General features: G+C 49.2%; 16 protein-coding genes. 2 read left to right on the top strand and 14 right to left on the bottom strand.

Going from position 1 to position 25,925, the window contains the following annotated elements:
• Positions 1 to 25 precede the first annotated feature (25 nt).
• Positions 26 to 178, top strand: coding sequence for a hypothetical protein (locus PAHA3_RS30600; protein WP_167350927.1), 153 nt, complete (start codon positions 26 to 28; stop codon positions 176 to 178).
• On the opposite strand, the gene PAHA3_RS22510 is transcribed toward PAHA3_RS30600, so the two are convergent.
• From PAHA3_RS22510 to PAHA3_RS22490, 5 genes are all read right to left on the bottom strand, one after another.
• On the bottom strand, positions 175 to 1,722 hold the full coding sequence (locus PAHA3_RS22510) for a response regulator (RefSeq protein WP_062836890.1): 1,548 nt from the start codon (positions 1,720 to 1,722) through the stop codon (positions 175 to 177). The two genes, PAHA3_RS30600 and PAHA3_RS22510, sit on opposite strands and share 4 nt — an antisense overlap.
• 276 nt (positions 1,723 to 1,998) lie before the next feature.
• Positions 1,999 to 3,222, bottom strand: coding sequence for an MFS transporter (locus PAHA3_RS22505; protein ID WP_062837120.1), 1,224 nt, complete (start codon positions 3,220 to 3,222; stop codon positions 1,999 to 2,001).
• Between the two features lie 184 nt (positions 3,223 to 3,406).
• Complete coding sequence (locus tag PAHA3_RS22500; RefSeq protein WP_062836889.1) at positions 3,407 to 5,470, bottom strand: molybdopterin-containing oxidoreductase family protein; 2,064 nt, start codon at positions 5,468 to 5,470, stop codon at positions 3,407 to 3,409.
• Between the two features lie 444 nt (positions 5,471 to 5,914).
• Positions 5,915 to 6,766: a formate/nitrite transporter family protein gene (locus PAHA3_RS22495; protein ID WP_062836888.1), complete on the bottom strand. Its 852-nt coding sequence runs from the start codon at positions 6,764 to 6,766 to the stop codon at positions 5,915 to 5,917.
• Positions 6,767 to 7,128: 362 nt separating this feature from the next.
• Complete coding sequence (locus tag PAHA3_RS22490) at positions 7,129 to 8,490, bottom strand: FAD-dependent oxidoreductase (RefSeq protein ID WP_062836887.1); 1,362 nt, start codon at positions 8,488 to 8,490, stop codon at positions 7,129 to 7,131.
• 461 nt (positions 8,491 to 8,951) lie between these two features.
• On the opposite strand from PAHA3_RS22490, the gene pelA reads away from it, so the two are divergent.
• The gene (pelA, locus tag PAHA3_RS22485) at positions 8,952 to 10,127 is read left to right on the top strand and encodes a pectate lyase (protein ID WP_371327949.1); all 1,176 of its coding nucleotides are present in this window, start codon (positions 8,952 to 8,954) and stop codon (positions 10,125 to 10,127) included.
• Positions 10,128 to 10,236: 109 nt separating this feature from the next.
• On the opposite strand, the gene PAHA3_RS22480 is transcribed toward pelA, so the two are convergent.
• The 9 genes from PAHA3_RS22480 to PAHA3_RS22440 all read right to left on the bottom strand — a co-directional run bounded on the left by PAHA3_RS22480 (position 10,237) and on the right by PAHA3_RS22440 (position 25,672).
• Complete coding sequence (locus PAHA3_RS22480) at positions 10,237 to 10,716, bottom strand: glutathione peroxidase (protein ID WP_062836886.1); 480 nt, start codon at positions 10,714 to 10,716, stop codon at positions 10,237 to 10,239.
• Between the two features lie 151 nt (positions 10,717 to 10,867).
• Positions 10,868 to 11,680 (bottom strand): (2Fe-2S)-binding protein, encoded by an 813-nt coding sequence (locus PAHA3_RS22475; protein ID WP_062836885.1) that lies wholly within the window; start codon positions 11,678 to 11,680, stop codon positions 10,868 to 10,870.
• Positions 11,681 to 11,773: 93 nt separating this feature from the next.
• Positions 11,774 to 12,661: an ABC transporter ATP-binding protein gene (locus tag PAHA3_RS22470; RefSeq protein WP_062836884.1), complete on the bottom strand. Its 888-nt coding sequence runs from the start codon at positions 12,659 to 12,661 to the stop codon at positions 11,774 to 11,776.
• A gap of 495 nt (positions 12,662 to 13,156) precedes the next feature.
• Complete coding sequence (locus PAHA3_RS22465; RefSeq protein WP_153028277.1) at positions 13,157 to 16,345, bottom strand: GAP1-N2 domain-containing protein; 3,189 nt, start codon at positions 16,343 to 16,345, stop codon at positions 13,157 to 13,159.
• Complete coding sequence (locus PAHA3_RS22460) at positions 16,342 to 17,601, bottom strand: TRAFAC clade GTPase domain-containing protein (RefSeq protein WP_024632789.1); 1,260 nt, start codon at positions 17,599 to 17,601, stop codon at positions 16,342 to 16,344. The genes PAHA3_RS22465 and PAHA3_RS22460 overlap by 4 nt, the downstream gene beginning before the upstream one ends.
• A gap of 90 nt (positions 17,602 to 17,691) precedes the next feature.
• Positions 17,692 to 18,339, bottom strand: a complete 648-nt coding sequence (locus tag PAHA3_RS22455) for a hypothetical protein (RefSeq protein ID WP_062836882.1) — start codon at positions 18,337 to 18,339, stop codon at positions 17,692 to 17,694.
• 19 nt (positions 18,340 to 18,358) lie between these two features.
• On the bottom strand, positions 18,359 to 19,642 hold the full coding sequence (locus PAHA3_RS22450; RefSeq protein ID WP_062836881.1) for a vWA domain-containing protein: 1,284 nt from the start codon (positions 19,640 to 19,642) through the stop codon (positions 18,359 to 18,361).
• A 191-nt stretch (positions 19,643 to 19,833) separates the two neighbouring features.
• Complete coding sequence (locus PAHA3_RS22445; protein WP_082762956.1) at positions 19,834 to 22,281, bottom strand: transcription initiation factor TFIID; 2,448 nt, start codon at positions 22,279 to 22,281, stop codon at positions 19,834 to 19,836.
• A gap of 1 nt (position 22,282) precedes the next feature.
• Positions 22,283 to 25,672: a tubulin-like doman-containing protein gene (locus PAHA3_RS22440; RefSeq protein WP_062836880.1), complete on the bottom strand. Its 3,390-nt coding sequence runs from the start codon at positions 25,670 to 25,672 to the stop codon at positions 22,283 to 22,285.
• Between the last annotated feature and the right edge of the window lie 253 nt (positions 25,673 to 25,925).

The following is a 25,925-nucleotide window of genomic DNA, read 5'->3' as shown; positions in this document are numbered from 1 at the left end:
ATAGAATCGAGCGCCTTTTCTTCCCATGCTCATTTCCGATAAATGGATGTTCAAAACCGAGTTCCGTCCGACAAAAAAAGACCCTGCTGCCGATGAATGGCGTACAGGGCGAGAACGTAGATCAGATGTAGATCGGATATCAGGAAGCTATGTAGAAGCGACAACAACGCTGTCCTAGGGAACTTTTTTATACTCGGAAGGAGAGAATCCGGTGTATTTCTTGAACATTTTGCTGAAATACGGCCAGTTGGCACCAAAGCCTGTCTGTTCTGCAAGCGAGGATACAGTGCAGTTCCCATCCTGCTCCAGAAGCTCCAACGCTTTGCGAATGCGGTAGCTTAACACATAGTTCGTAAACTTCTCACCGGTTTCTTTTTTGAACATTTTGCCGATGTAGTCTGGATTCATGTATATTTCCCCGGCGATGGATTGAAGCGTCAGTGTTTCGTCCCTGTAGCGCTTCTCCACGATCTGCTTCACACTGCCCACCATCTGCGATTGTCTGGAGCGATGTTGTTCATAACGGCGCAGCGTGATTTCCCTGGCAACGGCAAGCAGAAACTGTTGAAAAGAATGTAGGGTGCTGGATTCAATCATGCCTGGCAACTGGTCCATATACCTTTTCATCTCGGTAGAACCGCTGAGCCGAATAATTTCCATAAACATCTGAATGAGATAGGACTTCGTTTGGGATATATCGTATCGTAAGTCGGCGAGCAGCTGAAACATCCGGTTCAACTCTGTTCCGACTTCCTGCCAGTGTCCAGCCTTAATTGCAGTAGCCATCCGCTCTGGATCATATTCGAATTCGGGAAGAGTGCGCTCCCCGGGAGAGTAGACATCCCGCTCCATAATGAGACTGCCCTCACCGAGGTAAAAGCGGTAATTGAGATACACCAGAGTCTGCATGTACAATTGTCGTGCCTGTGAAAGATCCCCTGGTTCGCTCAGCGCAATCGTGAGATCATCATGATAATATCGGGTAAATGTGGCGCGAATCTCATCGATATTATGGAACAACTGTGTTTCAGACAACTTGTCCTCCATCATCAATAACACATGCCCACCAACCGTGGTACTTAAGATCGGATTATGAAAAATATCCTCGGCAATGTTCTTTACCGCGAACAAGTGCAAGTACTCATGATCCCCCTCAATCTCTACCAACAGCAATCGCACACGTTGATCCTGAAACTGTACATCGAATAATTCCTCGAAATACTTCCATTCCTTGACCCCGTACGTTCTGTTGGTCACCAGCTCCTTCAGAAAATATTCCTTGGCATGCGGCAGTACACGCTCCAGATTATATTGGATCGACTGCACAAAACACTCCTGATCGGTCAACTCCCGTTTCTCACTGACCAATTCACTAATAGCCTGTACGAGATGCTCCTCACTACAGGGCTTGAGCAAATAATGCTTCACCCCATAATGCATGGCCGTCTTCGCATATTCAAATTCCGTAAAACCCGTGAGCATAATAAACGAGATATCCTGATACTTCTCGGCCACAGCTTCTACCAGCTGTAAACCATCCATTCCCGGCATGCGAATGTCCGAGATAATGATATCCGGGCGTTGCTGCTCGATCTTAGCAAGCGCTTCCAATCCATCTTGAGCGATGCCGATCAGTTCTGTTCCTAATCGAGACCAGTTCACGACGCTGGAGATCCCGTCCGAGATCATAAATTCATCATCGACCAACAAAACCTTGTACATCGTATGCACCCTCCTGCCTTTAACCAGTTCATTCTATTATATGAGCATTATGCACAAATAGAGGAAAGAACGTTGAATGACATGGGATTGAAGCATAACAAGTCTGATTTCTGAACAATCCTGTCTCATCTCATCGGGAAAATCATTCGCTGGCACGGCTATTGGAGCGGGTCCTTGCAAAGATAAAAAAAAACTCCCCCACTACAGGGGGAAGGTTAAGGTTGCTTCATATCAATTATCATCAGGGTACGGGAAGATTATTATGCCATTACAACATTACGTATCCATCCCATACTCCTTCACTTCACGATTGCGGTTCAACACCGCATGCAATACAAAACCAAGTACCGCAATCGCCGCTGTGCCTGTTGCCAACCACGCTACCGGAATAAGTCCCTGCTTGTCATACATAACCCCCATCGCATAGGGCCCGATAACCCGTCCAACCGCACCGATCCCACCCGATATCCCGATGTAAAAAGGGGCTGCCCTGCCGGCATGCTCCGAGATAAATGCAGGTGTTGCAGGGGAGATCAACATCTCTCCAAACGTAGCGAGTACCATTGCGAGCACCATGCCTGGATAGCTGTACATGGTAATCATGACAATGTAGGCCATGCCATAGAATACCGCACTCGCGGTCATCTGGTCCGTGGAGGTACGGGCCATGGTCCGTTTCACCCAGCTGGTAAACGGTTGGCCCACAAAGATCAGTACCCCGTTCAGGGTCCAGAGCAGACCGTACATTCTTTTCTCCATACCCTCAGAGATGATATACGGGGACACACCTGTGTTCCAAATGGAGTTGCCGAATAACAGGAACAGCACCCCCAAGCTCATAAACAGATATAACCGGGTATTGCCCAGCAATGCCCAAACGCCCGGCCCATCGGGAACAGTTTTGCGTTTCGTCAGATGCACTCCCCCCTGATCCGGTTCGACTCGCGATAGATAATACCAGAAGAAAATCGCGAACCCGGCTGAGGTCACCCCGTTCAAAACAAAGCTAAGGTGATAGGAAAAGTCAGCCAGGAAACCACTCAGCGCCGTACCAATCGCCACCCCGATATTGTTTGCTACATAGATAATATTGAATAATTCACCGCGTCGCTCCGCAAACCGGAAGCCAATAAAAGCCTGAATCGCTGGCAGCGACAATGAACTGAACAGGCCAATCCAGCCCATAGCACATATAAATATGACCCAATACGCGCTAATCCAGGGCAACGCAAACAAACCTAACGCATTAAGCGCCAGTGAGCCAATGATCAGCTTCTTCACGCCCACCCGGTGATACAACGAACCTCCGAGCAATTGTCCAAAGATGCCACCCAGGGACTGAATGAGGATTACAAAACCCGCGTTGGCCATCGTCCGCCCAAGCTCATCAAACACATACATGGTGGTCAGCGGCCACATCAAGGCACTGCCGGTTGCGTTAACCAGACTTGCCAGTAAAAATACTCTCACTTCTTTTGGATAGTTATCCAGCCATCTCATCATCTCTAGTTCATTCTCCTTAATACGCTACAAAACGTGTTACCATACCAAAAAAAGCCTTTGCCCTGACGGCATAACCAGCCAGAGCGAAGGCCTTTGAAAGTGTTACTTTTATTGCTCTTTAGATCCTGATACATTTTGTTCTTTGTTTATCTTACCTCAAAAAATCACCCTGCAAGCACACTCATTGACGCTTCACTTCGACAGTGGCCGAGAAGAAGGTAGCCCCGTTGCCCATGTCCGACAATCGGTTGGACGTGAGCGAATTCGCTCGCTGCTTCTTGCCGTCCCCGTCCCACCATAAACCCTGGCTGATGACGGTTCCCGGCAACATGGCTTCACTCACCTTGGCGGTAAGTTCGATGCGCCCACGATCATTCCATACTACTACAGCATCCCCATCCTCCACGTTTCTACGAATGGCGTCCTCGGGGTGCATTTGCAATAGAGGCATCTTTTCCAAACGTTGGTGTTTGGCTGAATTGCCAAAGGTGGAGTTCAGGAAATTATGGTTAGGCGGCGATAGGAACATCAATGGATATGTATCGGCAGGTCCAGCCGGATTCTCCCCATCATATCCTTCAACCAAAGCACTATAAGTAGGGAGCGGCGGTAGCCCTCTCTGTTCCATTGTCTCGGAATACAATTCGATTTTACCTGAAGGCGTGGGCAGCTGATCCAGAAATGCAGTATGTGGCGACATATCCAGCTTCACGAATCGATGTTGCTTCAATCCCTCCAACGTGACTCCATTCATGTAGGGGTTGCCTGTGCCCTGAAGTGCGTCCTCAATCATCTGTTCCGGCGTTTCTCCGAAGATTGCAGGATCGTACCCCATGGCTTGCCCAAGTAGTGAAAAAAGTTCCACATTGCTCTTGCTCTCCCCAATCGGTGCAATGACCGGCTCTTGCAGATGAACGTACTGATGCCAGTAGGAGGCATACAGGTCCGTCGCTTCAAATGAAGATGTGGCTGGCAATACGATATCTGCATATTTCGCCGTATCCGTGATGAACAGATCATGCACAACCGTGAACAGATCTTCACGTGCAAAACCTCGCTCCACCCGTTCGGTATCCGGTGCCACCACCAGTGGATTGCTGCAGTAAACCATCATAGCCCGAATCGGCTGCTCTGCTTCCAGCAACGCTTCACCAATCCGGTTCATATTCACCACTCGCGGCTCCGGATTCTGCCGCAGCTCCGGACGTTCCAGCGCGTCGCTATTCGTGCTCGCGTAGCTGTTGGTGCGAACAGCACCGCCACCTTGCTTCAGCCATTGCCCCGTGATGGCAGGCAGACATGCGACGCTACGCACGTTCATGCCTCCATTATCATGATGCTGGAGGCCATTGCCGATGTGAATATGAGCTGCCTGTGCGTTGCCGTATAGTTCGGCCAGCTCCACAATGGTTTCCTCCGGCACGCCAGTAATGCGTGCAACACGTTCAGGGGTGTAACTGCGGACATGATCACGCAGTGCCTCATGTCCCACCGTATATTTTTGCATAAATGCTTCATCCGTCAGTCCCCGTTCAAACAGCACATGCATCATTCCCAGCGCCAGTGCACTGTCCGTGCCCGGATACAAAGGAATAAACCAGTCGCCCCACTGGGCGGTACGATTACGATGAACGTCGATGACGACGATCTTGGCGCCTTTCTTGCGGGCTTTCTCCGCCAAAACAACCTGGTGCATATTCGTACTGACGATATTCCCGCCCCATACCAGGATCAGATCCGCATGCTCCGTATCTTCCGGCACCGTTCCATGGTTGGCGCCCATCGTATATTTCCAGCCGGTATTCCCGGCCGCATTACAAATCGTCTGCTCCAGTACACTCGCACCAAGCGCATTGAAGAAACGTCGGTCCATGCCGTCTACGCCGAGAATGCCCATGTTACCGTAAAAGCTGTAGGGCAGGATGCTCTCCGGGCCGTAAGTCTCGGACAATGCAGTGAATTTGGTCGTAATCTCGCGAATTGCTTCATCCCAACTGATTCGTTCGAACTTACCTTCCCCTTTGGCTCCTACACGTCTCATCGGATATTGTAGACGCTCGGGGTGATACACCCGCTCGGTCATATTTCTGACTTTATTACAAATGGCACCCTTGGTGATCGGATGATCCGGATTGCCTGCCACCTTCACAATTTTACCGTTCTCTTTATGTAGTAACAGACCACAAGTATCCGGACAATCGAGCGGGCATACCGCTGCGAAAATTCCATTCTCCTGATCGATCATCGTATGGCTCCCCCTCTTTAAAAAACTATCCCTATATCATATCTTCTTCGAGGTTAATACGTAAAGAGAACAGTATATTTTCACCCAATATTCACCGCTATAGCAGATTTAAATTATTTTCAAAAAAATGTTTTATCGTTTGATTCAACTTCAGAATTCAGGGGTAAATTAAAAACAAGGCATTAGGCTAGTGTTTCCCCACTTCCTCCTCATGCCATATCATGGACCACTCCCGAAATTCGCCATGAACAGGTTTCGTTCCCCCGAACCTTGTCATGGCGAATTTATTTTGCGTTAAACTCCAACAAGGACCCCATACAAAAAAACGATCCCGCCTTGCTCCATCACAGCATATTCGCCATGAACCGAGCAAGATCAGAATCGTCTTCACTTCTATTGTATATGAAGCGCGTGTGTTGGATCGTGCATTGTAGTGCTATTCCTCTACGCTTGTTTGCTTAACATCACTCTAGCCTCAGTCTCCACAGGTTCGATCGATGTTGCTGCCTCTGGTTTCACTTTCGGCTCAGCTTGACGCAGGTACACCACCCAGTAAGCAGCGGCTACAAACAGAGCTCCCCCAGTCAGATTCCCGAGCCATACCGGAATGAAATTCATTACATACTGTCCCCACGAATAATGTCCTTCGAAGATTGCTGCTGGGATGAGAAACATATTGGCAACAACGTGCTGGAATCCAATGGCCACAAATGCCATCGTTGGAAACCAAATGCCCAGTACCTTGCCACTCATCGTATCTGATGCATAAGATAGCCACACCGCCAGCGCCACCAGCCAGTTACAGCCGATGCCGGAGATAAAAGCCTGCAGGAAGCCGTCATGCAGCTTATGCCCAGCCATATCCACCACTTTCGCCAGATAAACACCCTCTCCGGTCAGACCGAGCACATGTCCAAATGCGTATGCCACAAACAAAGCTCCAACAAAGTTACCAATCGTCACTAAGGTTAGATTTTTCAACATGCTACCTGCGGATAATTTTCGTGCAATCGTCGCGAGTGGAACAGCCATCATATTTCCCGTCAGCAACTCGCCACCACCGATGAGTACCATGATCAATCCCACCGGGAACACCGCTGCTCCGATCAGATTAACCAGACTCCCCCACTCTGCCGGAGCAGATGCAATCACCCGGATATCCAGTAGAAAACCCAGCGCGATAAACGCCCCTGCCAGAAAACTGAGCACCAGTACAGAAGACACCGGATATTGAGCTTTCTTCATACCTGTTTGCGCCGTATATTGTGCAACCTCAAGAGGTGTTTTTGCTGCCATATCATTCATCCTCTCCTTCATTGTTCATCGTTTGGGAAAACAACCTAAAACACTTAACTTTGCGCTTAAACCCTATCACAATTGTATCTCGGTACCACGTAAAACTTTGTGCAAATTATCACAATCTTATTTATAAAAATCGTTATTCAATTTGTCATTCCATGATTATGACAGCAAGAGATCTGCGCATGTTACTATGTACCTCCATACAAATATCAAAAAGACTGACGATATGTTCGCCAGTCTTTTTGCATCTTATGAGTCAGATGTTTATACACTTATCTACTTTGATTCCTAGCCGTGCTATTGAGCCACCTATCCTGTTTAGTTATACTCTCTGTTTAAGCATCTATTCTGCTTCCTTACACCATTGCTGGTGCTTTTACTTCTATTGGAGGCAGTGCTTGCAGACCCGCCGTGTTCAGGAAGTTCCACGGTTTGTTGTAATGTGGCTGGAAGAAGAAGTCGATGAAGGCTAGCTCATCTACAGTCATATTGTTTTGGATGCAGACCGAGATCGTATTAATCGATTGGGTCAGATCAACCTGAGACATCACCTGTGCTCCGACGATCCGACGAGTTGCCTGCTCATATACCACTTTAAGCAACAGTTTCTCAGCCGTTGGCATGAACTCCGGACGGTAGCTGTCTTCCAGTACAACAGCTTCCACAATCAGACCTTCTTCAGCAGCAGACATTTCCGTCATGCCTGTACCCGCGATATTTTGCTCATAAATTTTGATACCCGATGTGCCTTGCGTACCCATATACGGTGTCGTAGGACGAACCAGGTTACGAGCTACCAGTGTACCCATCCGCACGGCGTTAGTCGCCAGTGGAATGTATGCTGCTTTGCCTGTCGGGTTGTAATGAATAGCACAGCTGTCACCCGCAGCGAAGACGTCTTTTTGACTGGTTTGCATATATTTATCCACGACGATTGCGCCGTTCGGCAGCATATCCACTTGACCTTTGAGTAATTCGGTATTTGGACGGAAACCAATGCACAGAATAACCAGATCGGTTTCAAACTCCCCTTTGGACGTGATTACCTTAGTTACTTTGCCATTCTCTCCAGTAAACTTCTGTACCGTTTGACCGAGAGCCAACTTGATGCCGCGTCCAGTCAACGTGTCTTCAATCGCATCCGTAAATTCAGGGTCCAGGTATTTGTTCAAAATCCGGTCCACACTGTCGATCAGGGTAACTTCCTTGCCGTTCATCTGGAACGCCTCAACCAGTTCAACGCCGATATATCCTGCACCCACAACGGTAACACGTTTGGCATCTTTGGCTTTTTCAATAATTGTGTTGGAATGATTGTAGTTTTTGCAAAGTAAAATGTTGTCCATCTCGATGCCTTCAAGCTTCGGAACGACAGGCCACGAACCCGTTGTCACGATCAGTTTGTCAAACGTATCTTCAAATTCTTCCCCGGTTTGCAGGTTTTTAGCCCGAAGGGTATGACCCTTAGCATCAACTGCTGTAACTTCATGAAGCATCTTGGTTACAACGCCGAGATCTGCCAATTGATTAGGCGAAGAATAGAACAAACCGTCAGGGTCTTTCACAACTCCACCTACGTAGAGCGCAATGCCACAAGATAGGAAGGAGATATTGTCATTGCGCTCATACACCGTGATGGTAGCATCCGGGTACAATTTGGCGGTGTTTACGATGGCTGCGGTCCCTGCGTGTGTACATCCGATAACTGCGATTTTCATTAAAAGTTCCTCCTCGAAATATATAAATGAGTTTGAATATAAGGTTGTTGTAGTTGTGAAATATTTCACTTCTTAATCGATACTGTGTATGTGATTTATTTCACTTTATACACTCATTATAATGTGATCTTTTTCACATTGCAATAGGTTGAGCAAAAAAAGTTTGTCGAAAGAGGTGATTTCCCTGTATTCAAGCCTTTCTTCCCTTCATTTTATTGATTTCATTTTCCCCGGATTCGAGTCGATTTATGCTATGCAAAGGCTTCCGCGTTCCCTGTATGGACATATAAAGTTAGAAGCGTGCCCTGCATTCATGATTTACTTGTACAAAAAATAAATGGCTTCAATTTTAATTACAGGGTTGATTTTTAAATTGGTAAGCGCTTACAATAATATCGATCCTATAAATGGATTTTATGTAAATTAAATACCAAATCTCATTTCATTCAGGAGGCGTTCATTTGAAGAAACGTTCAATGCCTGTCGTATTACGCATGGTTCCCGTTACGCTTGCCATCACTATGATGACAACTGGATTAGCCACTTCCTCTACTGCAGCTTCTGCCGATTCCCTACCCGTTACGATTAAAACGGAGGTTCTGTCCTCCAAACTCCCAGCAGGTGCCGATGTGTCTTCGCTGCTTCAAAAGTTTAGGGATGTCAGTCATTTTGCAACTGGCGATCTGGTCAAGGATACTGCCTATGCCCTAAATATCGTTTCGTGGCAAATGCCGCACGGTGGATTTTACAAAGACATGGAGGAGCAATATGCAGCCCCTTGGGATGGTGTTACAGCACGATCAGGCTGGAAAGACCCAAATGGCATTGAACTTGGTACGTTTGATAATGATGCGACAACTTCCGAAATCCGCTTCCTGGCAGACATGTATGAGAAAACAGGCAATTTGGCCTTTAAGAACAGTGTTCGTAAAGCGGTGGACTTTATCCTGGTCTCCCAATATCCGTCCGGCGGATGGCCTCAGGTCTATCCCAAACGCAGTAATTACTCCGACGCGGTGACCTACAACGACAATGCCATGGTGCAAACAATGGTTTTGCTAGATGATATGGTTGAGCGAAGAAGTGGGTTTAACAACGATATATTGACCACCAATGACCGCAGCAAACTCAAGAAAGCTCTGGACAAAGGAATTGATTATACACTGAAAGCACAAATTATCAATGATGGTTCGCCCACCGTTTGGGGTGCGCAGCATGATCCTGTGACCTACGCTCCTGTGCCGGGCAGAGCGTATGAACTAGCCTCCAAGTCGGGATCAGAGTCCGTGGCGATTACTGCGTTTCTCATGTCCAGGCCCCAGACTCCCGAGATTGAACGAGCTGCGAAAGGGGCTCTGCGTTGGTTCGATACAGTGCGAGAGAATGGCACCAAGTATAACCGGCAAGGACCCGTGTATTTTGAACCGGATGCGGGGAGTGTGATCTGGTACCGCTTCTATAACGTGGAAGAAGATGTGCCTTTCTACGCGGATCGGGATGGAATGAAGTATATGAACATTCTGGATATCAGTGAGGAACGGAGACACGGCTACTCTTGGGCCGGAAGCTATGCTCGTAACCTGCTTAAGTTGGCCTCTGATCAAGGCTATTACACGCTAAGCAAGCCCTTGCCTTGATCCTGGTACCAACCTCTACCTACTGAGAGCTGAAGCCACGTCGTATGCGAAGACAATTAAAAAAGCCTATCCTCGTGTATGCAAGGATAGGCTTCTCAACATTCATGTATTAACCGAGTAATTTCTCGATGTCTGCGATCATGGTCTCTGGAGATTCTTTCGGTTCAACACGACCTACCACTTCACCTTCACGGTTAACAAGGAACTTGGTAAAGTTCCATTGGATGTCGCTTGTTTCGCCTACGCCGGGTTGTTGCTCCTTCAGGTATTGGAATAGAGGATGTGTTTCCTCACCATTCACATCTACCTTGGCAAACACCGGGAAATTCACACCATAGTTAATCTGGCAAAATGATTCGGCTTCCTCACTTGTACCTGGCTCCTGCCCTCCAAACTGGTTACAAGGGAAACCCAGTACAACCAAGCCTTGATCGCGATAACGATCGTAGAGCTTTTGCAATTCACCGTATTGCGGGGTCAGTCCACACTTGCTGGCTGTATTGGCAATGACCAATACTTTACCTTGATACAGATCCAGTGAGACTTCTTGATTCGCGGTAGTTACCGCCTGATATGAATATACGGACATGACTGATTCCTCCCATGACATATGTTGGTTTGGACTGTTGCGAGCACGTTGGCATAACCAATGAACCTACAGCCTGTCTTATTATTATAAACCTGATCCGATGCGATTACCAAATCTCGGATCTCCCCATATCCCTTTGCCCCGACTCACTTCAACCTGACTTGGCAGCCACAATCGCATCATATCGCTCTTGCCGCTCGGCCTTGGTCAGTTTGGGACAGCTGTAACAGTAGTTCTGACCACCGTACACCTGATAGTGCAGGCAGCAAGTCGGCTTCATTAGCATGGTCTCTCCCGGTTGATGGGGATTAGCAATCTCGACCGGTTTGAAGGACAGCATATTCTTGCGTAACCCCAGAATCTCCGGTGGCAAGGCAATGACATGCTCATATCCCTGGATTACAGCTTCTCGTTCCGAGTCCGTAATGTCCATCTTTACCACTGTCGTCTTGAACCATCTCAGGATGGATGCAAGCTGCGCCCACATCTGTCCCGTGTTTGCTTCTCCAGCAAGGGCCACTCCTTCAATTATTGGGCGCAGTTGTTCACCGTAATATGCTGTAAGCAACTCATTCCGCCAGTGGCATGCATCTTCAACACCGTTGATGACTGATCCAGGATGGACATGCTCGGTTGCATCTGCAAGTTGAAAATGGAGTACAGGACGCCCTTCCTGAACCTCCAACTGCAAATGGATATTCTCCAGCGATATATTCAACGACGCATCACACATGGACGTCATGTAGTGAATACCGAGCACCAAACCGCGAACAGAGTGCATGAAATATACAGCAGCAGAGCGAAGGGAATCTGCACGCAGGTGCTCATTATAGGCTTCGAGCATAAGCTTTGCGTCCTCCGGATGTCTCAACAATGTCAAAGGCATGCCAAAAACCGGTTCGTTAACCGGACCGGTCGTTATACGTCCATATTGCTCTAACCACGTGTAGTTGATTGCTCCCATTGGTTGCAAACCTCCCATGAATGCGAATGAGCCGCGTGCATTATGCACAGCGGCTTCATTCTATAATATAAGGACCACGTATGGCCCATTTCGTTAACTTCCTATCGCTTGACGAGCACGTTGCTCTGTCCGTCCGCCTGCATGAACCATCGCGCTGTTCATGACCATCTGATCTGGCGTTTTCGATTGCTGACGCTCACCTGCAAGAGCGTATGGCAAGCAAAGTGGCACACCCGAGCGCGGATCAGTTACGATATCTGCTTCGATGTTAAATACTTCACGAAGTACATCCGTGTTCATTACCTCCACGGGTGAACCATGTGCAATGGCTTTACCTTTTTTGATCCCAATCATGTGATGAGCATAACGGGAAGCATGATTCAGGTCATGCACAACCATAACAATGGTACGGTTGGCTGTGGCATTCAACTGCTCAAGCAATTGCAGTACTTCCAGCTGGTGAGCCATATCCAGGAACGTTGTCGGCTCGTCCAGGAAAAGGATGTCCGTTTCTTGAGCAAGTGCCATGGCAATCCAGGCACGTTGACGCTGTCCACCGGACAGTTGATCAATTGGACGATCATGGAATTCGGTCATGGCTGTTACTTCAATAGCCCATTCAATCATGCGTTTATCTTCAGGACGCATGGAACCAAATCCTTTTTGATAAGGAAAACGTCCGTAGGATACCAGTTCAGTAACGGTAAGTCCTTCAGGGGCTGTCGGGTTCTGTGGCAAAATCGCAAGCTGCTTGGCAACTTCACGCGTAGACTGCTTATGGATGGACTTCCCGTCGAGCAATACACTACCTGCTTTTGGAGCCATAATACGTGCCATCGTTTTCAGGATGGTTGACTTCCCTGAACCATTGGCTCCAACAAGTGCGGTAATTTTTCCTTGGGGAATCTGAATATTCAGATCCTCTACAATTAGTCTTTCCTCATAAGCGATATCCAGCTTGGTCGTCTCCAGACGAAACATGCGATCATCCCTCTCTCATTTATCCCGGTTATGTAATCCGGCTATCGACAACGAAAACGAAATTGTAATTCTGAGTATTTCCGGCGCAAAAATCTTATACATTAAAGATACTGATAATCATTATCATTTGTCAACATAAAAAACCAAATCTTCTGCTTTTTTCGAGCTTTATTCGATTTTTTTGAAGCAGAGATTTTGTTCTTTTTCCGATTACATATGAGAGCTTTTCTCATTCATTCCGCGCACTTCACCACTTCTGATATTCTTTCGAACTCTTGAATCGCAAATTTTGTGTCCGAATTGTGAATGACTGATTTATTTTCATGCAATGGCTGTATCCGCCGTATCAAATAAAAAAAGATGACCTTGAATCTAGAGTTCAAGGTCATCTCACATACGCTCATTTAATAAGGTATGAGTTCAGCATTTTTCATTATTGGATCAAAAGGCACTCAATGAATCTATGCAACACGCTCACATCATATGATTTACAGCTTAATTAGGCTGCGGCATCAATTGGATTACCGTCATCCCGCCCTGAGTGCTCTGCACACTGGCAATGCTCTCAGCATCGATATCCGCTGGAAGAACAATCTGCAATCCATACGGATAGAGGCGATCCACCTCTCCAATAGACATCTGTGAAGAAGTCGTCGCATCCGTATCCTGTTCATTGGATACAGGTGTATCAGGCGATGCCGACCCTGTAGCTTGGTCTGCATCGGTTCCTTGATCCGTGTCTCCACTCGCAGTATTCGATGGTGCATTGGTCCCTGTATCCGTTGTTGCATCGGTAGTAGGATCTGAAGTGGCATCACCCGATGTTGCTGAATCTGCCTGCTGATCGCCATCCTCCGTCTGCTCTGCGTTTCCCGCTGAGGAACCACCCGTGCTTCCTTCGGAAGTACTTCCTGAACCATCATCGGAGGGTTCTTGGGTATCAGGCTCTTCATTCCGATTAAAGCTCTCCCACTGACCTGTAGCATCCAACTCCTGCGTGCTGCCATCTTTCATCGTCAATTGCAGCGAGCCTTGCTCAAACTCAGTGCTTCCCGTTTCATTCCTGAAACGGATCACCAGTTGAGCAGCGGATTCCGTACCCTCCTGTTCAGTCGCAGGAATCATATAAGCAATCTGCTCCGCGAGCTGTACCTCAGGTTCAGCCGGAATGCCAGGCTCCTCGGTAGATGGTGGGGACGCCGCTGGCGGCTCCTCGGAATTATTCATCCATGCATATGTACCGCCAGCAATACCAAGAACCAGGATCAAGAGAATTAAACCAAACAGGTTCTTCCTTTTACCCGTTAACATCCGCACCAGTGGGGATGACAATTCTGTCTTGGCACGGTCATAGACCGGCTTCATTGTCTTGCTCGCTCTCGCATAATACGGTTTGAAAGCCGACTTCGACTTGAAAGCTTCACGGTCATGGGCTTTGAAGTACGCCACGATCGCATCCGCATATCCTTTATGCGCATTGGAACCCCGGACAAACATTCGATGATCTCCTGACCATTCGAAGAATGGATACAGCCCTTCCGCACGACTTGCATTGGTGCGGATAAATTCAATCAGGCCAGGATAATCCAACCGATTGCTGCCGCTTCCTCCCCGATAGAAGGCCATCGGCAAAGCTTCATATGCCGCGATCCCCGGATGAGCCTGCAGCTCTCCGGCAAGCCAGCGACGCGTCCAGCGTTGAAGTTCATTGCGTTCTGCCAGGGAAAGTGCTTCCAATGCCTCTTCTTCATTCCCCTCGCCACTAAGCCATGCTCTCGCAGCCAGCATCATGTTCGTTCGAGCAGATACATCAGAGCCCTGACGTGCTGCCCAATCCCGAACTTCATTGCCATGCTGCAAAATATCAATGCTTAACAGCTGCTCACGGTTAACCCGTTCCAGATCCAGATCCTGAATCATAAACAGGTTAATGACATATGCGAGCTTGTCTGCAAGGCGGGTTAACTCCTCCAGATATGCCGGATCTTGACTGGCAGACGGAGATCCCCCTTTTCGATTAGGGCGGACTGTAGCTTCAGATTGGCCTATTCGTGCCGTAATGCCTGTATCATAGGTATCATCAGCTGATACCTGATCCAATATGCTAACCCGCTGGAGAGCTTCATTCGCAGACTGTACCGGATTAGGCGCAGAACATAACCGTTCACGCAGCTCATTGGCTGTCCGCTCCTGCAAGAAGCTGTAGTGGATCGCAGATGGATGGGACGTAACCCATCTTCGGATCACTTCCACGACGCCAGCTGCCGATTCGGTGCGTTTCAATTGATTGTCCAGATAAGGCTCGAACAACAGCTTGGTGAGCGATTCATTGGCCAATACTTTATCAAAGAAAGCTCGATTTAGCTGCGGATCTCGATCCAGCACAGCATACAATTCCTGTACAGCACGCATCCGCTTCTGAGCACGGGCATTATTTACACCGTAGATGAAATAGTCAACAATCCAGGATTGCACCACCGGCGCGGCAACACTGAAGTATTCTCCAATACGAGCAGCGACGTCTTCTTCGGGTACGTTCTCGCGTTTCACACTGTCCAGTTCTCGGCTGAGTAAGGTCAGGAACAATTCGTTCAGACGTGAACGCTGTCGCGATCCACCTTCCTGCTTCAGATAGGTCAACAAGCCACTCAGGACCTGGCTTTTGTTATCCAGATACAGGTCTTCCATGCCTTGTTCAAGACCATAGAACACCGCAAGTTCGCCATATGCTTCAATGGAAAGTTCCCTTCCAGGCTCCATCCCGGATAGCATTTCATCGGCAAACGTATAGAACGCATCCGCCGCCGCAGGTTCCTGCAATAAGGCCCAAGCGAATTCCGCATAAGGTAACTTCGCCACAGATGCATCCGCATGCGTCACTCTGCCGGATACCAGATCAAAGGTGAAATCCTTCTCCGTATTCCGATCTTTCGGACGCAACGTCCCCCGCTCTACAAACTGAACGTGAATGCCTTTCTTGGCCTGCGGCTCCTTGGCAAACGTCATGAATCCCAGCTGCCGCCGGAATGCGTATGGTAAAGCCGTGTACAGCAAACGTAGCAATCCTTTGGCCCCTGCGGTGACTTCCTCTGCGGGAAGGTCCAACGCAATGTATACTTTTCTGCGTGTCGCCACAGATTGCATTACGGCGTAGAGCAAACGCTTGAACAGCACTTCGTTCATTTTCAAGGTGCTTAGCACTTGGGTTGGTGATGAATCAGGACCACTTCCCGGTGAAACGGGCAATTCAGCAAGCGCCGGCAGGACTGTACCTTGTTCGATGTCATAGGACGTGGCGAACACGGCATCCAGCCAGCCGCCTTGCTTCATCTGCTCTTCCGAGCGTTCGGGAGACAAGACGTAATTATGAGCGAAAAAGGCGCTGCGTAGCCCGGTAAAATCCGCCGACTGGTACACATTTTGCCCAAGGATCGTCTCTCCACTCTCCAGATGAAGCAGGTGAATGGAAGCCGGAAACTTCGTCTCGTCCTTCTCACTACGGCCTGTCAACTCCGCTGGAGCGTCATAGACACAGTAGGGGTGAAGCACTTTTTTGATAAAAGAAGGGTCCAGTCCCGGCGATGCCGCAACCGTATCGAACCCCTCTGTTGTGCGAAACACCCCGCGCCGCTCTCGGGTATACAACTGTTGTTCAATGGGCGGGGTTACGGAAGAACGCATCATCCCACTCTCCCCTCAATGTACTTCAGCTTGTACAACAGCCATAGGAAGGGTTCATCCACGCGAATCGGGCTAACGACACCCTGCAATTTCATATCCACCGGATTGCTGCCCAGCGCAGAGACTGCGAAATAGGCTGTATCCTTGAAGTACACATCCATCGTGCCCTTGAACGGACGGTCCACCTTCTCGATAAAACGTCGAATCTCCCCGTCGATATTCTCGAACTCGGTTAAGTCGAACCAATCGCGGTGCACCATGTTGCGGAACACGTTACTGTTCGATTTGATATAATCGCCCTCTTCATCCTTGAGGGAATGCAGCATGTCGCTTTTCGTGAGCACAACAGCTGTTGGAATATTGGTCTTGGCTTTGTCCTGGTACGCGATAAAATCTCCGAACATCGTCAGCACCACATCACGCGGCTCATCGTATCGTGGTGTCCACTCTCCCGGCTCGTTGCCGAGGTTAATGCGGATTTTGTCCCGAATCGAACGAATCTGAAGCGGGTCCACCATGAACAGGATACCTGCCGAGTTCTTGATGTGCTGCCCGTGAAGTCCGAGATAATCCTGCTCCACCATACCTTCACCCGCAACGTCAAAGAAGACTAGAGTCAGCGGCGCTTTATCTTCGTCCTTAAACACAAACTGGAAGATAAACGGCTCTTGCAACTTCTCCTTCTGTGTGGAATCCAGCAGATCGCCCCGTTCGAACAACGGTTCTTCATAATCCGCACGGAACCGGCGGCTGATCTCCGCATTCAGTGGCATGCAAGCCGCGTCAAAATGATCGGCCGTATAATGCTGCAATGTATGAATTAATGAAGTCATGTAGACGGATTTACCCACCTGGGACGCACCAATAATGGAAATGATGTTGCTCGGTGCTTTACCTGCCGTAACAGGCAGCTCGTTATGACATTGCGGACACAACCGGCGGCGTGTAACGACACCGTACCGATCGTTCAGACCCATCACGATGTTATCGGAATAAATCCGATGTTCCTCTGGTACATCATGCGGAGCCAATACGGCCTCCATATCAAATACCGTGTCGAGTCCGAACCTTTCACGATACCGATTCAACTTCGCATCTTCCCCGAGCGCGTAGTCCTCATCATCATCGCGGTGATGGGCAGCTCGGAACACGACCTCTTCCGGTGAAAACTTGCTGAAACAATAAGGGCATACAATATCGTAAAACAGCGGACGTTCCTCCGGCTGTTGTCTCTTCAAAAACCGACTAAAAAAGCTCATAGCCACTCCCCTCCCCTGATCAGTTAGACTAAGGTGATTTACACTTGCACTACGACGACAGAGTAACCTTCCAATCGCTAGTCCAACTATCTAGTCTGATATAAGCCGATAGGCGGCTCCATATTTCGGTCCGTCCGTGAAGAATAACCGCACATAATCATCCTTGGCGACTTCCACGGGCGGCATCTCATTTCTTCCGGGAGCAAAATCACTCACAAAAGGATACACCGTACCATCTTCCTTATTCAGCGGAACTCCGCCCTGTTTACGAACATAACAGAGTGCTTCCTTTGGAACAGGTACTTCCGCTGTGACGGTGATCAATACACTTTTTCGTTTCTGAAAAAAACCGCTCTTGTAGCGAATAGAAAAGCGGATGTCCGCCTTCCCTGCGCTTGCAATCACCATGTTGTCCTCGTCTCGTTGACGGATCAGCACAGGCCCATCTTCCTGCATCTGACACACATAAACCGTGTACTTGATGGCACCAAAACCCGTGATCCGATCCGTGTATCCATTGCTCGCCTTATATTCCTCTCTCGTGTACAGCTTCAGCTTGCCCTGTGCAGGCTCTTCCCCGGTACGATCATCGCTCATCATATCCAGCTCCAGCCGTTCCACATACACAGCTTCTACCCGTTCCGGCCAGAGCCAGCGAAGCGTACAACGTCCTTCATCCACCGCAAGTGTCAGTTTTCGAATCAAGGGTGTCGAAGGGTCTGCATCCGTAAACCGCATTTCCATTGACCTCCCGACGTTAGAATCCTTTGCTGCGTGTATCTCTTGGTCTCTGACCGAACCCTTCGGCAGAAGAAGTTCCGCCGCCAGCTTCACGACGACCCCTGCTCTTCCGCGGCGTGTCCTCCTTAATCGGAACAATCCAGGAGAAGAGGGTCAATACGCCAGACAAAATGAGCATCGCACCGAGTCGTACGAATGTATCACCCACGTTCGAGCCGTCGAGGCCCCATTCCAGCAGAAGCCCTGCCAGTAGACCCGATACCGCACCACCAATACCAAAGCTGAGTGCGAGATGACGGTTATCAAACACAAGTCCGAGTGATACACCCAGCGCCACGCCAATCAGTAACACGGCTGCTACACGGAAAATCGCCAGATAAACGCTATGCTCCATCATGCCAGTACGCTCCGTCACCAGCGTCCGTTCATCAATCGTATCGTAAATCTGCTGGAATGCCAGATTCAGACCACCGGAATCCGGTACATCATAGTACATGCCACCCGTTTGCTGGGCAATATTACGCAGCAGATCCGTACCTGATGGGTCCACCAGGCTTAGGCCGACCGTATTGATCGATATCTGTTCACTCGCATATTGGGACAAAATATCTGCCGTATCCGCTTCACTGAAGCCATCGGATAACAAGATGACAACGGTACCGCGTTTCGGGTCCTGTTTGCCCTGAATCTGTTCCATGCCTTCCCGCAGCACGGCATCAAAATTGGTGCCGCCTGAAGTCGTAACAATGCCATCGATTTTGCTATAAACCTCATTTTTGGCCGCTTCACTATCGAGCGCAATAAACGGCTGTAACAACTGCGGTTGGTCATCAAACGTAATGACAGCCACCTGTTTGTCACTCTCCATTTGGCTGATCAGTGTCTTGGCTGCTTCAAAGCGTCCGTTATCCGGATCTGTCTCGCTCATGCTGCCCGAGTTATCGATCATGAGTACGATGTCCTTCACTTGCTTCACACCGCCCGGATTGATCTGATACAACAATTGCAGGGCGAGTCCAACAACAAATAACAGAGCCAGTGTTGCCGGAACAAGCAATTTCCACGACAGTCCCAGATAGCGGAGCTTCCATGAAGCGCCATTCAATTTAGGTGAGATCATCTCTGCGATCAAACAGAACAATCCAACGCTCAGCGCAAGTATCCCAAAGTATAATCCCATCAGCAACAGACGTGGCATCTCCCCAAGCCATTGACGCAGCATGATTTCTCCTGCCGCAAAGCCCACTGCCCCGCCAATCAGGCTGAACAGGACCAGGAGAAGATTAATTTTTCGCTGCATGTCTACATGCATCCTTTCCATACCAGCCCTAAGCAGGCTGAGTTAATACAAGATTGGTTCTGGGTAATTATTCGGTGTCCTGGATGGAAAACAGATCCGCGTCTAATCACGGAGTCACAGACAAACATCGGGTTTGCTCGGTGCAACTTCGCATCAGTAGCCAATCTGTACCTCCCTTCCATCCAGACGTCTTAACGGATGGGTGACAACTTCTCCACAAGACCTGCGGGGTGAAGTTCATAGCCATTTTCCGTGTACGAGTCGTAATATACCTTACCGTTCCGATACACCATGAGATCCTCCAAATGGAAACCTCCCATCAGATTCAGCTTCTCCACGCCACTGCTACGTTCTTCGTACACCACACCCAGCTTGTAGATGCGTGACGTTTCTTCGGCATGTGCCGCGTAGTCCATGAAAGCACTATGATGGTCACCAAAGAAATACTTCTCTTCATACCGATGTTCCTGTGTATAATCAAATACCCGTACCCGAACAACCGCCTGATCCTCCAGCGTGTGGTACAACCTGCGGAACAGATCATCCCGGGTCAATACGTCTTTGTCTCCGTAGGCAATCGTTACATTGGCCCGCTGCAACAGCTCTTCTTCAAATGGCAATCGCAACGGCTCGGCCGTAAGCAGCAACGAGTGACATACCTCCATCAGCCGTTTCAGCAGACGATCATCGCCTTCTGTGGCGAGCCGGTTCATGTCTCCCATGTAACGGTCCTCAAACCATACATCCCGTCCGCGTTTGGCTTCCAGGTCGATGATTAGCTCTTCTGTCACTTTGCCGTAGTACTCCATCACGTTCTGGCCGATGTATTCATCCGCAGCAGCGATACTTTGGACAGCCGTTTCTCGCAGTGTGCGTTCCAGCGATTCAAGTGCTGCTGTCACGTGGCGACTGAAACGGTGAAGCTCTTCCATCTCCGTATCGTAGATACGCAGCAGATGTAACTCATTTTCCAGTCGCAGTAATTCTACCTTTGGTACATACACTCGCTCCAGCATGCAGTCAATCAGATTGCGCACATTCTGTTTATCACGGAACAACGCTCGTTTGAACGACTGATCTTCCACTCGCTCTTGCTGACGTTGCTCCAGCAGAGCACGTGCCGATTCAAGCTGCATCGATTTATCCCGAATCAATGCGAGCAGCGCTTCACGTACACTGCCGGGTTCACCGTCACTCCAGGCCGCCCACTGGAAGTAACCAACCTCTGGATGCTCCGCGCGGGATTGTTCGGCCTGACGGCGCAGAGAGCCGCCAGAGCTGCGCTCGCGCACACGCTCCTCCACAAGACGAACGACGTTATCGCGGAAGTACGCTTCAGCTCCTTGTCCGAACAATGCTCTCTCCGCTTCACGAAGTGAGAGCGGCTTCAGATCGGAAAAACTGACGTTATGCGTCATGATGCCACTCATGCCACTAACCAGATCTTCATCGGGCAGCAGGCCTTCAACTTTGCGTTCCACCGAGGCCGCGTCCAGTCCAAAGAAAGCGAGCTTGTCCTTAATGCTCCAGTCCGGCTCCTGCCGCATGCGTGCGAGCAGATACCGATACATGTGATATAACACCGCCAGTGCAATCGGCTTGTTTGGCCGCCTGATCTCGGCAAAACCCGCGCTTGCATAACCATGCTGATCAGAGGTGGTACGAATGTTGTTTTTAAAAGATGTATTGTTGTACGTGTTCGCTCCCGTACTTGAAACGCTACCCGAGTGATCTACATCCTGCTTCCTGTTCTTCAGCAGGCAGATGCGGCAGATGATCTCGGCATTTTCGATCCAGCCACCGGGAACGCCGGTTCCACGCTCATTTTTGTCGGACAAGAGATATACCAGATCAAACAACGGGGAAGTGGGATGTGTAACCGGAATGGAGATCCCATCCTCCGTCACCAGCAGTTTACCGCTGAACGTGTAGTCCAGCGACTGCATATAATCCAGTTCCCGCAGAAAAGCGAGGCCTGCTGCGCTGGCATATCCGAAGGAGTCCACCTGCTCCATCTCGCTGACCAACACATGCAGATCCGTCTGCACGGACTTGAAGGCTTGGGACAAAATGGTCTCCGTCAGCTTGGTGAGCTCTGGCAACAATACATTCAGCGGATCATCCGCTCTGGTTACCACCGTAACGTAAATCCGATCAAATGACGAGTACAGCCGTCCATATTCGGCAATTCGGTTACTAACCCGCCGAAGCGTACGATTCAGGTCAAAGAGCGCCTGATCGGAATCATGGAAACTGCGGTGGACATCCTTGCGCCGTGTTTTGGACGGTCGCTCCGTCTGCCCAGTGGACAAAGGCAAGCGGTGACGAGTCACCTGCCCATCATCGGACAAGCCACCATTCCTCGTTTCAACCGGACGCGCTTCCTGATCTTCTGTCCCGATCTGAACGTAAACCACACCGTCTCCGTTATCCCACTTCAGCCGATTGATCTCCTGCACGGCAGACACGGCAGGTGCAACCAGATCACCCACGAAAAGGAACAAAGCCGGGTAATGGATACTGCTGCGTCCATCACCCAGGCTGCCTTGACGTTCCTGCTCGATTGCATACTGTGCTGCATACTTCTCCAGATCGCGCTTCAGGGTATTGTTCGAATTGAACTCCATCCCGGTCACCATCTTACTTCAGCCTTCTGCGAATGTCGTTCAGCTTGGACGACATCGTTCTGTAGAACTGATAGATGTCTTCTCCGTTAGCCAGTTCTACCCGCTCGTATTCGAGACGATCACGCGATTCCATGAACAGTGCAGCCAGATCATCCAGCTTTGTCAGCAGTGGGGTGATATCCTCAGAAGCTGTAAGATCGTTATCGCGGCGGGAGGCTTTGCGCAGCAATGTACTGCGATCCTTCTCCGCCAGACCGCGGAAGTTGCCAAACACTTCATACTCGGCAAAGTTACGGCTCTTCATCAGGTTCGCGAATGGCTCCCATGCGTCTTCTTCCGGGTCACGGTCATAGACGTAGAGGGCACCTTTTTTGACGATGGTGTCGGTATATAACGCTTCGATGAAGCGGTCATACCATTGCTCCTCGTCCTGGTACTGGGCAAGAATGCCTTCGAGTTCGGCGACTTTGGCCGAGATGGCATTCATCTTCGCCAGTTCCTCACGTACACGTGCAATTAGCTGCGGGGAGCGTACCAGGTTTTCTTTGGCCATATCTTCACTAATACTGCCGAAAATATCCTTAACGCCTACACGCGGCAACCCTTCGGATTGCAGACGTTTCAGCTCAATCACGGCCCGCTTCACTTCTCCGAGGTTCGGCGTTGTGGACGTGAGACGCATGTCGTAGGCTCCCAGTTTGGCAGACAAGTCAAACGCTTCTGTTGTCACAATCGCATACCGGTTGCTTGTATTCTCATCAATCGATTTGGCTGTCACAATGTTGTATCCGAGCGCCTGCTCGAATTCATTACGCACACGGGCATTATACTGCTTCACGCGGGCATTGTCGTACACATCTCCCCATGATTTCTCTGGAATCGGAGACGGCAGATAGGTCCAGTTGTTTTTCTCCGTTTGCACCAAGTGACGACCAATGCCTTCTTTGTCCAAAATGGTACGTTCATAACTTTCCTCATAAACTTTGAGCGGAGTATACACAAAGAGTGGTACCCCGTTGCGGGTATTCAGCCAGAAAATTCGGTTACGCACTTCACTTTCCTTGACGGTAAAATGAGATTTACCCACCGCATTGTTCTGATAATTGCGAATCCCTTTCAAGATGCCTGGCGCCTGTGCGGGTACAGATACAAATCCCCATGAAGGGAAATGCAGGCTGCCTGTACTGTTGCTCAGATTGAACACCGGAACGGCCTCATCATCCAACTTGCCAGCAATGAAACGTTCCACGAATTTTTCAACCGACTCATCCTGACCGTATTTGATTACCAGGAAATCTTCCATGGAACGCGTAATCAGATCACCGAATTTCTCACTCAGGAAGTCGGAGATGGAACTGACGATATCAATCTCGTTCTCTTTCACCCACTGGCTGGAGTTTTCCAGCAATTCACGGGAGAAGTCACGGATCAGATCATCTGTATCACGTTTATCCAACAGCCCGTCCACCACACTGACGATATCCGGTACACTTACAACGTTCCAGTAATATGTTTTGTTGCCTTTGTGATCGGCTTGTTCCTCGCCGCGTGTCAGCAGGTCACCATTCTTGGCGAATATCGAGCTAAGGGCATTCAGCGTTTCGGTAAATACGTTATAAATGCGGCTGTTCTCCTGATTCAGCAACTCATACAGATCTTCATAGAACTCGATCATCTGATCGTTGCGTTCCACGTCGGCGTGCAGCCAGTACTCATGAATTTTTGCTTCAATATAAGCATTCTTTTTCTTCTCTTTGGAGACAAAAGCACTCTTCGCATCGCCCAGCTTCTCTTCGGACTGCTCCTGAGCTGCTTCAATATCACGCGGAATGCGGAAGGCATTCTCACGCAACGTTTCGATGTACGACTGGATCATCTTCAGTACACAGAAGCCTTTTTCCGTATAAATCAGACGGGAGACGTAGAACGGACCTTGTTCGGGATGCAAAAACATACGCCGGATCTGTTCAGTGAACTGACCGGCAATCTCACCCGGCAGCTGTTTCTTCGCCTTGATATATTCTTCACGGGCACGAGCCAGGAAGTTCTGCTCCAGTTCGGTATCCATATTCACAACCTGCGATTTCACCACGTTGCCATAGGATAAACGCTCGCTGTTCTGATAACCAGGCAGCGGCTCCGGCACGCGGGCTTCAAAGGACTTGACCACACTTTCGAGATCAATGCCCAGCTTGCGGGCAAACTTCTCGGTATCCTCCTGGTTCGGTGCTTTGGAGAACATGGTGTTCATTTTATCGAACATGCGATACGCCAGATACGTTGTCATCTCTTCAATCGGCAGGACAGCCGAAGATGCACCAATGATGTTGTAATCATAGTTCGCCGGGTACACCTTGTTCATCTGTGCGATGTTGGTGCGAATGTTGCTGATATAGTCATGGATCGCAAACTCCTCACCCGACTGCTTCTCCTCACTTGCCATGAAGTTGGTAATGTTCTCGGCCGTGACGTTCATGCAGTAATCGTAGGCGTTCTCAAGCAATTTGCCTTCGGTATTCGTTGCAGAGATCAGGTGACACAGGTTAAATGGTGGCAGTGGTGAGTTGACGGTTAAAATATTGCCGTACTTCTGTGTAAATCGCTCACCGCGGCTATCCACGTTCATCCAGTAATCCAGCTCTTTGAGCGCAGCATATCCGTTCTTACGAATGTATTCGCGAGTGTGTTCGCTCAAGCTTTTGTTGGACAGGTTCACGTCTGGCGTGAACAGATACCCCAGCGTATTGACACGGTCAATCCCGGCAGAGCCGTGATCACGTTCGATAATGCCGCGCACGATATACGAAATATCGAGGAAACAGCCGCTACCTGTACCGCCGGACAAACCTGTCAGCAGGAACACCATCAGTTTTTTGTTGGTGCCTACAGATAAGGTTTTGATCTTTTTGTCGATGGCCTGTACGACCTGATTAATCTTCGTGAACAGGAGCAGACGTCCAGCCTGACGTACCCCTGCTGCACCGTTCATACCGTCCGTGATGCTCAGTTCGGGAGACAGCCAGTCCGTAATGTAAGGCTCCAGCACGCTGCGGTTCTGTAAAAGTCCGCCAATCTCGGCATTGGACAGCAATACGAATTCATTGATCGGATCAAGTCCGATTCCTTTATACTTTTTGGCACGATCCTGTTCGTTTGTCTCAAAAGCCAGAAACTCCACATTGTCCGGCTTGTCCATTTTTTTCTTGGAAACCGGGTCCTGTGGCAGCTTGAAACGACGGTTAATCTGATATTTAAGGCGCAGCAGCGCATCAATTCCTGTTCCCCCCAGACCAATAATCAGAATGGGGTTATCAATCGTATCAACTCTGATCTTCTCACTGACAATACCTCCGCCAAGTGATACATCCAGTTGCTGAATATGTTCTCTAACAATCGGTTTCATTCCATGTCCTCCCTTTAGTTAGACCAGTTGGGCACAAACTCATTACACTTGCCACTCCGATGACAGAGTAACCTTCCGATCGCTGTTATCCTCAGATTTTTTTGGTTCCCTTTTCTAAAGGGGAAAATCTGAGGATAGCGTATGCTTCCGATGTAGCTTTCTTTCAGAAAGCTTTTAGGCGAGCGCTTCGCTTCTTCAGGTTTTCTCTGTCCTCTCCGTTCTCGTGTAAACAATTATATCCAACTTAAATTTG

The sequence above is a fragment of the Paenibacillus amylolyticus genome, assembly GCF_001570725.1.
In the GTDB taxonomy this organism is placed as follows: domain Bacteria; phylum Bacillota; class Bacilli; order Paenibacillales; family Paenibacillaceae; genus Paenibacillus; species Paenibacillus amylolyticus_A.
This window is presented reverse-complemented; position numbering and strand designations above follow the sequence as displayed.